The sequence below is a fragment of the Frateuria sp. YIM B11624 genome (assembly GCF_049727805.1).
In the GTDB taxonomy this organism is placed as follows: Bacteria; Pseudomonadota; Gammaproteobacteria; order Xanthomonadales; family Rhodanobacteraceae; genus Frateuria_A.
In genome coordinates, this window is the sequence record NZ_JBCNYA010000003.1 from 151,182 (window position 1) to 166,484 (window position 15,303).

Consider the following 15,303-nt stretch of genomic DNA (forward strand, 5'->3'; position numbering starts at 1 on the left):
CCTCGGTTGGAAAGTGCAGAGATACGGCGATGGGAGCGATGGCACCGTCGGAATCCGCGATGCCGGTTTGCGCGAGAAAACTCCGGTGGACGCGGGCGACCGGGTCGCAACCCTTTGCTCAGCCGTCCACACCCCAGAGCGTGCGCAGTTCGCCGGCGATCAGGTCGGGGAATTCCTCCGGAAAGAACAGCTTGGCGCCGGGCACGCGCAGCACACCCCGGGAATTCGGGAACAGCCTGTCCAGGTAGTCCGGCATGTCCGGCTTGAAGATCGTGTCGCCGGTGCCCCAGACGATGCGTACGGGCGCCTTCACCCGGCGCAACGCCGTCGAGATGCCGGCAAGGGGATTGCCTTCGGCCGCCCGCCCGTACGCGTTGGAGCGGGCGGGATGGGCCGCCAGCGGAGCGAGATACATGTCGATCGTGTCGTCGCGCAGCCGCCCAGGAAAGGTGAACGTGTCGCCACCCAACTGGCCGGGACGGCGACACAGGTCCTTGTCGTCGAGGCAGGGCTTGAACGAATCGGCGAACGTGCCGGCCTTGGCCGCCTCGATGACGCCGAGCACGGCCTGCGGCGGGCAATCGGGCTCGGTATCGCCGTTGGTGAGCAGTGCGCTGCGTACGCGCTGCCCGTGACGCGCGAGGAGCAACTGGGCGATGGCGCAACCGCTGTCGTTGGCCACCAGGTCCACGCTGCCGATGTCGAGCCGGTCCAGCAACGAGACGATCATCCGCGCCTGTGCCGGCGCGCGCAGGTCCTGCCCGGGCCCCGGCTCGCTGTAGCCCAGCCCCATGACATCCGGAACGATGCAGCGGCGATGCATCGACAAGCGGTCCAGCGCGCCGCGCCACTGGTAGCCGTTGAGCGGGAAGCCGTGCAGGAACAGCGCGGCCGCTCCCCTGCCGCGATCGACGTAGGCGATACGGCCCTGCGGAAGGTGGGCGAATCGGCGTTCGGCGGCAAAGGCCGCGACGCCGGTTTCGCCCGCTGGCGGTGGCCCGCCCGCGCCGTCGGCATGATCCGCGGCGAACCGGGCGGCCGTCGCGCCGCGGGCCACGATGGCGGCGGCGAGCGTTCCTGCAGTCAGGAGGAAGTTGCGGCGATCCATGGAGAACTCCCGGGTCGAAATGGGTTGACCTGGCACGGGCAGGGCCAGTCGATGCCGCAAGGAGGACGGGCTGGTGGGCGGAGCGGCCGCTCCGTTACCGGCAGGCATGCCTCCTCGCGACGGCTGGGTCGGCCGGCGTGTTCAGGGCGCCCTTTTATGGGCGGTACGCCCCTCGCTCCGCAAGGACAACTTCCGGACGAAAACTGCCAGCACGCGAGCATCCCGGCGCACCCGCATCACGCCGCGCCGCCTGCCGCAGCCGCATCGCGCGATCAGGCACCCGCACTTCGACGAAGCGACTGCGGCGACATGCCAAAGGCGCGGACGAAGGCGCGGCGCATGCGGCTGGCATCGCCGAATCCGGTCGACGCGGCGATATGGTCCAGGCCCACGTGGCTCGTCTCCACGGCGATGCGGGCAGCCTCCAGTCGCAGGCCTTCCACCACCTTCGCGGGCGTCGCGCCGATCTCCAGCACGAAAGCGCGGGCGAAGTTCCGCGGACTCATCGCGGCACGCTCGGCGAGTCGCTCGACGGTCATCGGTTCGGCGATGCGCTCGCGCATCCAGCCGATCAGCTCGCTGAAGCGGCCGGTCCGACCGCCCCGTTCCACCAGGGCCGAATACTGCGACTGCCCGGCGTGCCTGCGCTGGTGCACCACGAGTTGCTGGGCCGTGCGCCGCGCGATGCCCGGGCCGAGATCGTCCTCGACCAGCGCCAGCGCCAGGTCGATGCCGGCGGAGATACCCGCCGACGTCCACACCTCGCCATCCCTGACGAACATGCGGTCGGCATCCAGCCGCACCTTCGGGTAAAGCTGCCGGAATCGTTCGGCGGCACCCCAGTGCGTCGTGGCACGCCGACCGTCGAGCAGCCCCGCCTCGGCAAGCAGGAACGCACCGGAGCAGACGCCCGCCGTCCGACGCCACGCATCGAGGCCAAGCCAGGCCTTGATGCCGCGCTGGTTCTCGACCTGCGACAGGGTTCCGCCGCAGACTATCACCGTATCGAAATGGCCCTGCTCCAGCGGAGCGGCCGTCAGGCACACACCCGAGGAGCTGCGCACCGCACCGCCGCCGAGCGCCAGCACGTTGATCGCGTAGCTGTCCGGCCTGAAGCGCTCCGCCATCTCGAACACCGCGATCGGGCCAGCGGCATCCAGCAATTGGAATCCAGGAAAAACGACGATGGCGATTTCGCGTCGCATGGTGCCGGCCGTTGAATTTTTCGCAGTTGCGGAAAGTGGCGTAGGGCGGGGGCGGACGTCAAACCCGGCCGGTCCGGTTCACGTCGCGGGATGCGGGTGCGACCGGCGTGGCACGAGCTTCCGGCGCCCGTGCGCCGCCCCGGGCGAACCGCGCACGGGCGTCCGGCACCGTGGCGATCGATCGGCAGCGTTGTCGGTCATCGGCTGACGCCCGCATGGCCAGACGCGCGAATGGGACGAGGGTTGATCCACCGTCCCCTTGATTCCTCACCTCAAGGAAACGGTCGTGCGCGCATTTTTTTTCACGCCGGCGGACCGCCCACGCTCCGGCCATGGGGGGGGAAGACGCAAGGTCTACCCGTTTCCTGGGCATCCCAACGAGGAGAGCTCCTGATCATGATTGCGATGTTCTCGTGCAAGCGAAATTTAGATCGATCCAATCGACGGCGGTCCGGGAACCATCCCGGCGTGCGTCGGGCAGGTTCCTGGTTCGCGCTCATCGCGGCCGCAGTGATGACGGTGGCTGGCGGCGCCAGCTCGGCCATGGCCTCCACCACGCACGCAGTCGACGGGCCGACGACCGTCGCGCGCGCCCGCGTGGCGGCCGAAGTGTTGATGGGCTCGTACGACCCGGACAAGGCCTGGTTCCCGTCCAGCTGGTGGAATTCCGCGGTGACCCTGCAGACCGTCGGCGACTACATGCAACGCACCGGCGACCGCCGCTACCTCGGCCAGCTCGACAATACGTTCGAGAAGGACAAGGGCGCGTTCCCGGCAGGCGTGCTGTCGGGCGATCCGCTGCTGGGCAACTTCACCAGCCGCGCCATCGACGATTCCGAATGGTGGGCGCTGACCTGGATCCAGGCCTACGACCTGACCCGCAATCCGAAGTACCTGGACATGGCGGTCACCATCGCCGACTACGTGCACGGCTACTGGGACACCAGCACCTGCGGCGGCGGCGTCTGGTGGAATGCCGAGCGCACCTACAAGAACGCCGTCACCAACGGCCTGTGGATCCGGCTCACCGCCGAACTGCACAACCGGATCGGCGGCGACCGGATGTGGCTCGCGCGATCGCGCACCGCCTGGGCCTGGTTCACCGGCAGCGGCATGATCAACGACAACGGGCTGGTCAACGACGGCCTCACCGACGCCTGCGCCAACAACGGCCAGACCGTGTGGAGCTACAACCAGGGCCTGGCGATCGGCGCCGGCCTGGAGCTGTGGCGCGCCACGCGCGACCCGTCCATCCTCGCCACCGTGCGCCGCCTGGCCGATGCCGCGATCGCCCCGGGCGGGCTGGCGACCCACGGCGTGCTGACCGAGCGCTGCGATGCACTCGACCAGACCTGCGACGACAACGCCAAGCAGTTCAAGGGCATCTTCATGCGCTACTGGACCGACCTGGTCGACACCACGCATGACCGTCGCTACGCAGCGTTCCTCGATGCGCAGGCCCAGGCCGTCTGGAACGACGATCGCGACGCAGCGGGCCGGCTCGGCACACGCTGGTCCGGCGCCACCAGCGACGGGCATCCCAACGTCTTCGACTGGCGCACCCAGGCCAGCGCCCTCAGCGCGCTGATCGGCGCGGTGCCCACCCCGATGCCGCGCGAATCGCTCGCCGCCACGATGTCCCCGGCACAACCGGTCATCATGCCGGCTGCAAGCGGCGCCACCACCATCGGCATCGACCTGGGCCTGTCCGCCACCGGCTGGCTTCCGCTGCACACCCTCGCATCCGCCCAGGCACCGGCGGGGTGGAGCGTGACCCCCGCGGTGGGCGATCTCTGGCTCTACCCGCACGGCATCGCCAGCCCGGTCAGCGGCACGCTACCGCTGCAGGTGACCGTGCCGAGCATGGCCACCGATGGCCACCATCGCATCATCGCCGACGTCACGGCTGCCGGATTGCACTTCACGACCCAGGCCGACGTGCTGGTCGCGCATGCGATCGACTTCGACACCGGCACCACCGACGAGAACCCGTGGCTGTGGAATGCCGACCACTCGCAGAGCAACGGCGTGCAGAACCGTTTCGCCGATGGCAACGCGCACTTCACCTACCGCTTCCCGTTTCCGTCCGACACGACCTCGGCACACGCCACCCTGACCATCGACGCCGAGTTCGTGGTGCAGGTGAGCCCGGACGGTCAGACGTGGACGACGGTGCTGCAGGAAGACCAGCGGGTGACCGACGGCTCGAACAAGGCCGACCGCACCATCGACCTGACGCCTTACCTCGGGGCCGCCGGCAACAGCGCCAGGCCGGTCTACGTCAAGGTATCGGACGCCTTCCCCGATGACGGCTGGGGCGGCCGGGTCTACCACGTCAAGGCGAACTTCGTGGAATAGCCGCGTGGCAGGCGGGGCCGGGTGAAACCGGCCCCGCTCGCCCGGCAGCGTCCGCGGTGCGGCGATTCGAATGCCAGGCGTTGCTCGGCCCATCAATGGCTCGCGCCATCGCGAAGATCGATCCGGCTCAGGCGAAGGCAGGCACAGGCAGCGTTGTCAGCCAACCGTCGCGTCCCGGCATCAACGCTTCGGGAAGAGCGGACCCGAGCTCCTCATCGGCAGGTCAAGCCTTGCGCAGAAAGCAGGTCTTCAGCACCAGTCCCTTGATCTTGTCCGAGTTGCCTTCGATGTGTTCCGCATCGTCCGGAACCAGTCGGATATTGCGGATCAGGCTGCCCTGCTTGAGCGGAATCGAACTGCCACGAACCTTCAGGTCCTTGATGACCACCACGCTATCGCCCTGCGCCAGCGGGTTGCCGTTGCAGTCGCGCACGACGGGTTGCTCCCCTGACGTGCTGCCCGCTTCCTCTCCTGCCACCCACTCGTGTGCACAGTGCGGGCAGACGAGCTGGATTCCGTCCGGGTAGGTGTCGTCGAGCCCGCACCGGGGGCAAGGAGGAAAGGTCGGCATGGCCAGATCGGTCGGCGAGGAAGCCGCGCATTCTAGGGGGCGCCGGCCGTGATGGGCGCGCCTGCGTTTCGATGACGCACCAGCCAGCCGGCCGGCGAAGCCGGGGGGACCTGGCCAGCCAGATCCCTTCCTGGCGGCGCAATGGCCAGCCTGGTTCCCGACAAGGATCACTTCGGCCGCCGCGCTTGGCCCAGGTGTGTGCGTGCCTGCGCCATCACCGCTTGCCGCAGATGGGTCAGCGCCGCCGACGGTGCGCCAGGCGCAGCATGCAGGCACAGGTCCACGCCAGGCAGCGGCGGCAGGCCATGGCGCTCGTCCAGGCGCATCAACGTGGGCGGCAGATCGGCGCCCGTGCGCACGGTGATGCCCAGGCCCGCGGCCACGCCGGCCCACAGGCTGTGCAGGCTGGCGGTGACGAAGGCCGGGCGCCAGGCGATGCCGGCCCGATCCAGCGCGGACGTACCCGCCTTGCGGAAGAAACACGGCGGCTGGTACAGCGCCAGGTCCAGCACGGCATCGGGCCGCACGACCTCGCCCGTGCCTGCCGGGCCGATCCAGGCCATCGGCAACGTGGCGAGGCGCTCGGCATCCGCACGAGCGCCCTGGTTCATGGCAAGCACCAGGTCGAGCTCGCCGCGGTCGAGCCGTTCGAGCAGCAGCCGGTTGGGCTCGACCAGCACATCCACCCGCACCGCCGGATAGGCTTTGCGGAACTGCCCCAACGCTGCCGGCAACCAGGATTCGGCGAAGTCGCCCGGCAGGCCGAAGCGCACCGCACCGTCGATCGCCGCGCCGCGCACCGCGTGCACCGCCTCGTCGTTGAGTTTCAGGATGCGGCGCGCGTAGGCGTGCACGCGGTCGCCCGCCTCGGTCAGTACCACGCGGCGGCCTTGCTTGCGGAACAGCGGCTCGCCCAGCTGCGACTCCAGCTTGCGCATCTGCTGGCTGAGCGCCGAAGGCGAACGCCCGATCCGTTCCGCGGCACGGGCCAGGCCGCCCAGGTGCAGGATCGCCACCAGGCTGCGCAGCGCGTCCATGTCGAGATTGGGGAGCGACATCGGTAAGCAATTCGAAAGTGTCGGCCTCGAATTATTCGATTTTTCCGCATGACGGCAAGCCCTACGATCGGCGAAGCCTCACCCACGAGCGCACCACCCGATCCGAACGAGGAAACCCCATGAGCCTGCACCGCACACTCTCCCGCCTTGCCGCCCTCGCCTGCCTGCTGCCCGGCCTGGCCTGGTCCTCCGGCGCCGCGGCGGCCGACACTCGCGGCAACGTTTCGCTGGCCGGCACCTGGACGCTGGTGGCGGCCGACGTGCTGCATCCGGATGGCTCGCGCTCGCACGACTATGGCGATGCGCCGAAGGGCCTGCTGCTGATCGACCGCCGGGGGCACTACTCGCTGCAGCTCTACCGCACCGACCGCCCGCGCTTCGCCGATCCGAGCAAGGCCAAGGCCACCGCGCTGGAATACCGGGCAGCCGTGATGGGCTCGAGCACCCACTACGGCACGATCGCGGTCGAGCCGGGCCAGCACCAGTTGGTGTTCCATATCGAAGGCGCCTCCTTCCCCAACTGGGAGGGGCAGCAGCAACGCCGCGCGTACGAATTGCACGGCGACACGCTGAGCTACCGCGTGCCGCCGCGTCCGGACGGCAACGTGCCCGTGTCGGTCTGGCGGCGCATCGGCGACTGAGCGGCCTTTCGGAGCCGGCCGATCCCGTCAGTCAGTCACGCTCCATGCGGGATACCTTCGGTGAACCGGATCCTGCACTTCCGATAGAACCCTTCAGGACGCCGGAAGCCGGCACCGGGAAACCACCGACCTGCGTCCGTCTCACGCCAGGAATTCCGCGTACCGGACCTCCCACCGCACCTCGTCGCTTGCATCGAAGCGCACGTGCACGCGAATGAGGTGCGGGTCGACCAGCTTCAGGCTGTAGGGACCATGGTCACGGAACAGCGCGCTGCCATCCCAGGTCCAGTCCAGCGCATCGGGTACGTACACGAAGACCTGGTGGGCGGAATGCAGGGGGCCGGTCGACGTTCCGGAAAGCGTCTTCGTCCTTTCGTCCCACTGCAGCTGCTTGAGTTCCAGTGCGCCCTGGGACACGTGACGGTCGGTGGAAGCGAACTGGGGCTTTCCGGATCGCTCGTGCAGGGCGAGCAGCGTCACGCTTCCGGGCTGCACGGTGACCGCCAGCTCGCCTCCGTGCACGTCGCCGGCCAATTGCTGCTTCCAGAAGTCGTATGCGATGTACCTGCGGCCAGGGACGAGCCCCAGCCTGTCGAGCCGGAATATCCGCGTGACGGCGTCCGTCAGGCTGGGATTGAACACGGCGAAGAGCGTCCAGTGGCCAAACGGTCGCTCCACCGTCATGGCAAAGGCGTACTGCATGTCGTGGTCGAACAGGTCCACCGGCACGGCCGCTTCGCCCAGCGACGGCGTGATCTTCTTCAGGATCTCCAGCTTGGACGGGTCGAGCTGCGTCAGCCGGTCACCGGAAAACAGGTTTCCACCGCTCATGGCGATCAGCGTGGCAGCCGCCTCGGACTGGGCATCGGTAAGCAGGTCCATGCACAGATGGTCCGCATCGTTGACCCAGGTCTTCCCGTGGAAGTAGTAGCGCTTCGCCATGGCGGACGCGCTGCCGGCGGGATGGGTGAAATACGTGGCCCACGCGGCCTCATGAAAGCCGTAGTTCACGTCGACCTCGATGCGCATGCTGTCGATCAGCCCCGTGGTGATCGCGCCCGGGCCGCAGTCGAGGATGTGGCATCGGTCCCCGGCCGCCTGGCGCATGATCTGCATGCCTTTGCGGTACGCGCCGGCCGCCGACATGGTCGGATCGTGGTATCGCTCGGCGGCGAGCAGCGACCAGGCGACGAAGTCGATCTTGATCATCTCGTAGCCCCAGTCGTTGACGATGGTGTCGACCAGGTCGTGCAGCCATTTCGCCGCGCCGGGGTGGGTGATGTCGAGGGCGTATTTTTTCGGGTTCTCGTCGGCCGGAGGCGCGGCACCCTCGGGCCAGTTGCCGATGCGCTGCAGGCTTCCGTCGCGGCGCTTGAGCAGCCAGTCGGGATGTTCCCGGAACAGCTTCGTGGGTTCCTCCACGACATAGGGCGAGATCCAGATGCCCGCCTTGAAGCCGAAGCCCTTGATCCGGTCGGCCAGCCACTTCATGCCGTTGGGGAATCGTTCGTTGCCTTCCCATTCGCCGTGCCAGCGCTGGTAGCCCTCGTCGACCTGGATGTATTGCAGTCCATAGGGCTTCAGGTGTTCGGCGGCAAACGCGGCGTTCGCGACCACTTCGTCCTGCGAGACGAAGGAAAGCGTGTAGAACCAGCTGCACCACCCGTTGAGTATGGAATGCGTCCGCGCGTCGTTGGCCTTGCCGACCGCGGCCGCGTAGTGTTCCAGCGCCTGGTAAGGGCTTTCCGCGATTTCGATCATGAACCGGTTCGAACGGACCGAGTGGCCGGACCGCAGCGTGATCGTCGGTGCGTAAACCGATTCTGCGACGAAGGAAATCTCGTCCTTCCCGGTGCGGGCGATCAGCAGGTTTCCCAGGCTCAGCGTGTTTTCCAGGTAGCCCAGTGCGATGCCTTCCCGCCCGTGGCCGCTGAACAGGCCGGCGTTCCACCAGCTGTGGATGGTTTCGCTCGCACCGGCGAAGGGTCCGTTGGCGAGGTCCACTCCCTTCAAGTGCCCGGACGAAATCGCGCCCTCCTTGCTGCCGAACGTGTGGACGGCACCGGCATCGAAATACATCTCGCCGTTGGTCAGGCATTTCGATACGTCGTCGGCGTAGAGCACGCCGCCTTCGTTCACCGCCGCCCGCACCGGCTCCAGGCTGTGGATCGAAACGTCTCCCTGCGAAGTGTTCGTACAGATTGCTTCGCAGGTGAGCGCCTGCAAGTTCTCGTACAGCGACAGATGGATCTCGACGTCTGCCAGCCTGCGGGAATCCGTGCAGCGGATGGTGAGCCGCACGCCCCGGCCGAGCCGGTCCGTAAAGGCCTGGATTTGGGCCGCGTAATGGAAACCGCCGTCGGAAACCCGGCGCCTGGCGCCAGCGGGACCGATGGGGCCGGTGGCGAAGTTCACGCATGAGGTGGCGCCGACCAGCAGCGGTCGGCCATCACGCCTGTGGACGTCGAACGTTCCCGAACCGGTGTCGAACGAAACGACGAGGAATCCATTCCCGGTCGTGAACTTCCCGCCGGAGGGCCGCAGCGCTTTCGCCGGACTGGAAAAGGCGACGGAGAGACCGAAAAGCGAGACGGACCTGATGAAATCGCGGCGACTCAACGAGGGCCCGGAAGGGGGCACGGCCATTGGATGTCCTCCGCTGTGGTGACGGGTCTTTTCGTCCGTCCATTGGGCTGGCATGGCCAACGCCGGAAGCCCGTCCCGGGCTGGCGTACGCATGAACAAGGGCATGGCCAATGAACTTGCCCCGACACGGTAGCCCCGTTAGTGGCGCGGAAGCCACCATATGGTAGTCGTGGATGTTCGCCTGTTCAGGGCGCTGGGCAATCCTGCCTGCGAATGCGCGTGAAATGGTTCGTCCGCATCATCGGCAAACCATGGCCGCCGGCATAGGAGGCGGTCTCGGTGAGAGACCGGCCGTCCACCGCGACGGTATAGACGCGTGTCGATGCCGGGATACCGCCCTTCACCAGGTCCATGACCAGGACGTTGGGAGCGGGCAGTTCGAGAGCTACGGTGTCGGCCTCGATGCTGTCCTTGACGGGGGCCGCGGTGCCGTCGAGGGCGGCGGTGCTGATGGCATGGCTCGCCGCTCCGTCCGCGTCGACAATGTCGACGCACGTCGTCCACCCTTCCGCCCCGGTATCGCTGAAAGTGATCGTGACGCTTCTCGGCCGCGCCGCCGGCGGCATCGGCAGGCGCGACACATCGACGGCCCAACTGCCGAGCAGCGGTGACGCGCCCGAAGGCTGCTCAGCAACGGCGGGGCCGGACATCACCCCGGCAACCAGCAGGACGACGAAAATAGCTTTCATCAGATGCCACCGTTGGACAGGTGGACGGCAAAGTAACATGGGGCGACAGCGACCTACGGCACGCCGCTGCACCCGCCTCGCTTCTTCCATCGGCCTGCCAAGCCTGGCTATCGCTCGCCCGAGGCCTTTGAGAGACTGGCCGGGAAAGCAGGACTGGCCCGCGGCTCCTGGCCCAGCCCACTCCCGTCCCTCACTGGAATCGGTGCGCCTTCGCCATGATCATCCATCCCGGTTTCATCAAGACGGGGACGACATCGCTGCAGGATTTCCTGTTCTTCGTCCATCCGCAGATCCATGCGCTGGGCCATCCTCACCGGTCGCCCGTGGACGTCCGCATTTCGCAGGCGCTGCGGCGGATCGACGGCTTCGACGATGATCCCGAGGAGTTGCGCAGCGCGCTGGCCGCGGCACTCGAAGCCTGCCCGGGCGATCGCATACCGGTCCTTTCCGACGAGACGCTCACCGCCGAGCCGCACCTGACCGCGACGGTCGCCCGACGCCTGCATCGCCATTTCCCGCAGGCACGGATCCTCTTCACCATCAGGCGCCAGGAGGACATGATCCGGTCGTTCTATGGCCGCCACGGCAGGGTGCTCTTCAACGTTCCGGCGCCCTACCGCGACCGGCACGTGGGTTTTGCGGACTGGCTGGAACATGCGTACCGGAATCGTCCTGCAGGCGTGCTCGGCGTGGCGGACTACCAGCGCACCATCGAGATCTATCGCGCGCTGTTCGGTGCCGATCGCATCGCGGTCGTGCTGCTGGAGCAGTGGAAGGCCGACCCGCACGCCTTCGCCGATCGCCTGTCGGCCCTCCTGGGGATCGACGCCGCGAACACGCGACAGTTGCTCGGCGATCGGCGCACGCATGGGCAGGAGACCGCGCGTTACGTGCACTACGACCGCCTGCGCAAGCGCTTCCCCGCCGCCGGCCGCATCGCCGCGCACCTGCCGGCCGGGCTGCGCGCGCTCGGCGGCGGGTTCCTCAAGCGGGGCGACACGCAGCAGCTGGAATTTCCCGCCGGGTGGCCGGAAAAGCTGGGCGATCTCTACCGGGAAGGGAACCGGAAACTGGCCGAACAATATGGACTGCCGTTGCGCGAGCACGGGTATGCGGTTTGAAGCCTGTCTGATCCGTGATCCGGTTTTTCGCGTCCAACCGCAAGATCGGTCGAGCGCACCGCGGTGATGCGGGATCAAATGGTCCCGCCACGACGGATGGAACGATGAAGGCGACGCTTCAGAACTACAACGTCCGGATGCAGCGGGTGCTGGACTACATCGACCGGAACCTCGACGCTGACCTGTGCCTGGACACGCTGAGCCGCGTCGCCGCCTTCTCGAAGTTTCATTTCCATCGACAGTTCGCGGCGACCTTCGGGATGCCCATGCATCGCTACGTCCAGCTCGCCCGCATGAAGCAGGCGTCGGCCCGGCTCGCCTGCGAGGCAACCCAGAGCGTCACCGCGATAGCGATGGATGCCGGCTACGAGACACCGGATGCCTTTGCCCGCGCCTTCCGGCGTCGGTTGGGACAGTCGCCTTCCTCGTTCCGAAGCTCGCCCGACTGGGCGCCGTGGCTTGCGGCCTTCGGGCCTCTCGACAACGCGAGGAACAAGCTCATGCAGATCATTTTCGACGAACACGACGTAACCATCCGCGAGGTGGCCCCTGTACCGGTGGCGGTCATCGAGCACCGGGGCGACCGCGCGACGTTCGGCGCCAGCCGCGATCGGTTCCTCGCCTGGCGCAAGGCCGCGGGCTTGTCGCCCGAGACAAGCCCCACCTTCATGGTCTTCCGCTCGGAGCGGTGTCCGGACAACCCGGACGACTATCGTGCGGACCTGTGTGTCGCGGCCGACCATCCGGTCGAAGCGAACCCCATGCAGGCGAAGGCTGGCCTGATCCCGGGCGGACGCTGCGCGGTGCTGCGCTACCCGGGCAACACGAACAACCTCGAACCGGCCGCACTCTTTCTTTACCGCGAGTGGCTTCCCGCCAGCGGCGAGGAGGCCGGTGACTTCCCGATCTATAGCCGACGCTCGCTCTCGCGCATTCCGGAGATACCCGCATACGAGGCTGTCGTGGAACTGTTCCTGCCGCTGAAATAGCACCGTCGAGTCGAACTCATCCCTTCTCGTGAGGGATGCAGCAGTCCGGGCATCGGGCCCGGTGGAGTCTTTGCCAGCGCGTGTTCATGACCGGCCGGGGCAGCACTCGAGTGGGTGGTCGAGCCTGCCCCGGTTTTCCGGGCGGGCCGGCAAAGTGGGGGAAATCACCGGGGTCCGCACGATCAGTGCATCCGGCGCCTTTCATGCACATCCTGACTAGTCGCGCGGGTTCACCATCGCGACTTGCGAATAAACCGCCTGCGCTGATGCCACGCGCTCGCCCTGGTTGCCGGCCTGCATCAGGCGGGGAGCCAGATTGCAACGCGCGGCTCCCGAAGGCATCGTCCGCTTGCAATACACATTGACGATGGCAACCGTGTTCTGGTCGGCGTCCATCAGCCGTATCTGCTTCGCCACGCCGGGCCTCGAGAAATTGTCGATGGCTACGGCGATATGCGTGACGGGGGTGCCGCTCTTGCGCACCGACTCCGACTGGTCGGCCGCCTTCTGCGCCTGTACGTACTGCCTGTGCGTGTTGCCGACGAGGGCGTGCAGTGTGTAGCCCGTGTGCAGGTTGGCCACGTAGGTTTCGTACTGGCCCGGGGCCGCGGTGACGGTGACATCGCGCAGGTTGGTGGGCCGCGTCTGGTCCTGGGCCGCGCTGGCGCCGCCGGCGAAGACAAGACCGAACGCAAGTGTGGTGGCATTGATCAGGTGTTTCATGGAAGCCTCCAGACGGACGCCGATGTCCGTGGAATGATTCTGGGCTGGGGGCAACGCCGCTTGCTTGAGGAACTTCGGAGGAATCCGAGCGGATTCCATGAGGATTTCCGGCGGGCCATTCCGCAGGTCGCAAACGCACTCCGAACACGGCTTCCACCGCTGCGGGCCATGTCGATCGACACTTGCCGCGGTCGACGCGTCCGGCCGTTGCGAAGCCCACTGCGATCCATGACTAACGACCTACCCCGCCTGCACCGCATTGGCGTCCACGGCAACGCGCGCGCCTGTGCTGAGTGGAAGTGCTGTGCCGGGCCCGCTTTTCGCCGGCCGGCGGACTCTATCGATCCTTAACCACCGCTGTGATATTGCGGCCGCGTGGCCACTGAATCGAACAGTCCGCGCGTGGACTACGCGTTCGGCGATATCCGCGTCGAGCCGACGGCACACCGCGTACTGCGTAATGGCCACGAACTCGAACTGGAACCCAAGGCCTACTCCGTATTGCTGCAGTTCGTGACCCATCCGGGCGAATTGATCCAGCACGACGACCTGCTGGAACACGTATGGGGGCACAAGTGCGTCACGCCGGCATCGCTGAGCCGGGTCATCTCGCAGTTGCGCCAGAAGCTCGGCGACGAAGCTGCCGAGCCGCGCTACATCCAGACCGTGCACGGCCTCGGTTACCGCCTGATCGCCGGCGTCACCGCGAGAAATCCGATGGATGCCGCCTTGGCCACGAGCGACGTGCGACGTCCACCCCGCCATCCGGATGGCGACCACGACCGTCGCGGCATCGCCGTACTGCCGTTCGTCAACATGAGCGGCGACGTGGAGAACGAGTACTTCAGCGACGGCATCGCCGAGGAAATCCTCAGCCTGCTGACCAAGCTGCCGCAACTGAAAGTCTCCTCGCGAACCTCCTCGTTCTTCTTCAAGGGCAAGGAGATCGATCTTCCGACGATCGCGGCCAAGCTGGACGTCAGCACCGTGCTCGAAGGCAGCGTGCGCCGGGCGGGCAGCCGCGTGCGCCTCACCGCACAGCTGATCGACGTGGCGTCGGACTCGACCCTGTGGGCGGAGACGTACGACCGCGAACTGCGCGACGTGTTCGCCATCCAGGACGATATCGCCCAGAGCATCGTCGATGCGCTGAAGGTCACCCTGTCGCCGAAGGAGCGCCGCGCCATCCAGTACGTCGCCACCGCCGACGTGCAGGCCTATGACGACTACCTGCGCGGGCGCAAGTATTTCTATGCGTGGAACCGGCGCGATTCGCTGCGCGCCATCGCCATGTACGAGCGCGCCATCGCACGCGACCCGAAGTACGCCGCGGCCTGGGCCGGCCTGTCGGATGCGTACGTCATGCGGCATCGCTTCCTGGATGCCAATCCCGAGCACGTCGCCCAGGCCATGGAGGCCAGCGAGCGTGCCCTGCAGATGGATCCGGAGTCGGCCGAGGCGCATGCCTCGCGCGGCCTGGCGCTATACGTCAGCAAGCGGTTCAAGCAGGCCGAGCGGGAATTCGAGACGGCCATGATGCTCAACCCGAACCTGCTCGAGGCGTATTTCCTGTACGGCATGATCTGCAGCTCGCTGGGCAACTTCCAGAAGGCCGCCTGGCTGTACCTGCGCGCCGCCGAAGTCAGCCCCGCCGACTACCTGCCGCTGGTCTACCTGAGCCAGGCATACAGCGAGATGGGCCGCAAGGACGACGAACGCAAGTCGCGCCACCGCGCGATCGAGCTGATCGAACGCGCCCTCAGCGTGAATCCCGACGACGCACGCGCCCGCTACATGGGCGCCGCGAACTTCGCGGCGATGGGCGACAAGACCAAGGCGATCGAGTGGGCCAACCTGGCCCTGCGGTCGAGCGAGGACGAGCCGATGGTGTTCTACAACGCCGCGTGCACGTTCGCGGTACTGGAGGAACACGACCGCGCCATCGACCTGCTCGAGCGCGCGGTGCAGCTCGGCTGGGGCGATCGTGCCTGGATGGCGAACGACAGCGATCTCGCTTCGCTGCGCGGCAAGCCGCGCTTCCAGGCGCTGCTGACCAGCTTGAACTGAGCGGGAGGGCGCTCGCCACCGGAACCGCCGGGTCCGCGTGGCAACGCCCGTCCGAGCGTCGGCGCATCGCCCATTGAGCCACCAAGGGTTCTGAGTCGGCCCATGCGCGACCTCGGTTCGTCAGTCA

General features: G+C 67.2%; 12 protein-coding genes. 5 read left to right on the plus strand and 7 right to left on the minus strand.

The genetic code is table 11. From position 1 onward, the window contains the following. Positions 1-118: 118 nt before the first annotated feature. Positions 119-1,216, minus strand: a complete 1,098-nt coding sequence (locus AAIL17_RS02630; protein ID WP_424681255.1) for an alpha/beta fold hydrolase — start codon at positions 1,214-1,216, stop codon at positions 119-121. A gap of 164 nt (positions 1,217-1,380) precedes the next feature. Continuing rightward, positions 1,381-2,313 carry a GlxA family transcriptional regulator gene (locus AAIL17_RS02635; protein WP_424681256.1) on the minus strand — a complete coding sequence of 311 codons (933 nt, stop codon included), beginning with the start codon at positions 2,311-2,313 and terminating at the stop codon, positions 1,381-1,383. Positions 2,314-2,781: 468 nt separating this feature from the next. Between AAIL17_RS02635 and AAIL17_RS02640 the strand changes: the two genes are divergently transcribed. After that, complete coding sequence (locus AAIL17_RS02640) at positions 2,782-4,671, plus strand: glycoside hydrolase family 76 protein (RefSeq protein ID WP_424681257.1); 1,890 nt, start codon at positions 2,782-2,784, stop codon at positions 4,669-4,671. Positions 4,672-4,894: 223 nt separating this feature from the next. On the opposite strand, the gene AAIL17_RS02645 is transcribed toward AAIL17_RS02640, so the two are convergent. Together AAIL17_RS02645 and AAIL17_RS02650 are read right to left on the minus strand one after the other, a co-directional pair. Then, positions 4,895-5,242, minus strand: a complete 348-nt coding sequence (locus tag AAIL17_RS02645; protein WP_424681258.1) for a zinc ribbon domain-containing protein YjdM — start codon at positions 5,240-5,242, stop codon at positions 4,895-4,897. A 167-nt stretch (positions 5,243-5,409) separates the two neighbouring features. Continuing rightward, complete coding sequence (locus tag AAIL17_RS02650; RefSeq protein ID WP_424681259.1) at positions 5,410-6,300, minus strand: LysR substrate-binding domain-containing protein; 891 nt, start codon at positions 6,298-6,300, stop codon at positions 5,410-5,412. Positions 6,301-6,419: 119 nt separating this feature from the next. Between AAIL17_RS02650 and AAIL17_RS02655 the strand changes: the two genes are divergently transcribed. Continuing rightward, a complete protein-coding gene (locus tag AAIL17_RS02655) occupies positions 6,420-6,941 on the plus strand; it encodes a lipocalin-like domain-containing protein (RefSeq protein ID WP_424681260.1) in 522 nt (173 codons plus the stop codon). Between the two features lie 141 nt (positions 6,942-7,082). On the opposite strand, the gene AAIL17_RS02660 is transcribed toward AAIL17_RS02655, so the two are convergent. Further along, on the minus strand, positions 7,083-9,587 hold the full coding sequence (locus AAIL17_RS02660; RefSeq protein ID WP_424681261.1) for a TIM-barrel domain-containing protein: 2,505 nt from the start codon (positions 9,585-9,587) through the stop codon (positions 7,083-7,085). A gap of 185 nt (positions 9,588-9,772) precedes the next feature. Continuing rightward, complete coding sequence (locus AAIL17_RS02665) at positions 9,773-10,276, minus strand: hypothetical protein (protein ID WP_424681262.1); 504 nt, start codon at positions 10,274-10,276, stop codon at positions 9,773-9,775. Between the two features lie 215 nt (positions 10,277-10,491). On the opposite strand from AAIL17_RS02665, the gene AAIL17_RS02670 reads away from it, so the two are divergent. Both AAIL17_RS02670 and AAIL17_RS02675 read left to right on the plus strand, forming a co-directional pair. Continuing rightward, positions 10,492-11,397: a hypothetical protein gene (locus AAIL17_RS02670; RefSeq protein ID WP_424681263.1), complete on the plus strand. Its 906-nt coding sequence runs from the start codon at positions 10,492-10,494 to the stop codon at positions 11,395-11,397. Between the two features lie 104 nt (positions 11,398-11,501). Beyond that, positions 11,502-12,386 (plus strand): AraC family transcriptional regulator, encoded by an 885-nt coding sequence (locus AAIL17_RS02675; protein ID WP_424681264.1) that lies wholly within the window; start codon positions 11,502-11,504, stop codon positions 12,384-12,386. 216 nt (positions 12,387-12,602) lie between these two features. On the opposite strand, the gene AAIL17_RS02680 is transcribed toward AAIL17_RS02675, so the two are convergent. Continuing rightward, positions 12,603-13,109 (minus strand): hypothetical protein, encoded by a 507-nt coding sequence (locus tag AAIL17_RS02680; protein WP_424681265.1) that lies wholly within the window; start codon positions 13,107-13,109, stop codon positions 12,603-12,605. Between the two features lie 375 nt (positions 13,110-13,484). Here AAIL17_RS02680 and AAIL17_RS02685 point away from each other — a divergent pair, with 375 nt between their 5' ends. Then, on the plus strand, positions 13,485-15,176 hold the full coding sequence (locus AAIL17_RS02685) for a TPR end-of-group domain-containing protein (protein ID WP_424681266.1): 1,692 nt from the start codon (positions 13,485-13,487) through the stop codon (positions 15,174-15,176). The last annotated feature ends 127 nt before the right edge of the window (positions 15,177-15,303 follow it).

Excerpts from the sequence above, each read along its gene's own strand:
- AAIL17_RS02670 (WP_424681263.1), top strand. The coding sequence starts at position 10,492 with ATGATCATCCATCCCGGTTTCATCAAGACGGGGACGACATCGCTGCAG.
- AAIL17_RS02635 (WP_424681256.1), bottom strand. The coding sequence starts at position 2,313 with ATGCGACGCGAAATCGCCATCGTCGTTTTTCCTGGATTCCAATTGCTG.
- AAIL17_RS02645 (WP_424681258.1), bottom strand. The coding sequence starts at position 5,242 with ATGCCGACCTTTCCTCCTTGCCCCCGGTGCGGGCTCGACGACACCTAC.
- AAIL17_RS02655 (WP_424681260.1), top strand. The coding sequence starts at position 6,420 with ATGAGCCTGCACCGCACACTCTCCCGCCTTGCCGCCCTCGCCTGCCTG.
- AAIL17_RS02680 (WP_424681265.1), bottom strand. The coding sequence starts at position 13,109 with ATGAAACACCTGATCAATGCCACCACACTTGCGTTCGGTCTTGTCTTC.
- AAIL17_RS02660 (WP_424681261.1), bottom strand. The coding sequence starts at position 9,587 with ATGGCCGTGCCCCCTTCCGGGCCCTCGTTGAGTCGCCGCGATTTCATC.
- AAIL17_RS02665 (WP_424681262.1), bottom strand. The coding sequence starts at position 10,276 with ATGAAAGCTATTTTCGTCGTCCTGCTGGTTGCCGGGGTGATGTCCGGC.
- AAIL17_RS02675 (WP_424681264.1), top strand. The coding sequence starts at position 11,502 with ATGAAGGCGACGCTTCAGAACTACAACGTCCGGATGCAGCGGGTGCTG.
- AAIL17_RS02650 (WP_424681259.1), bottom strand. The coding sequence starts at position 6,300 with ATGTCGCTCCCCAATCTCGACATGGACGCGCTGCGCAGCCTGGTGGCG.
- AAIL17_RS02630 (WP_424681255.1), bottom strand. The coding sequence starts at position 1,216 with ATGCCTGCCGGTAACGGAGCGGCCGCTCCGCCCACCAGCCCGTCCTCC.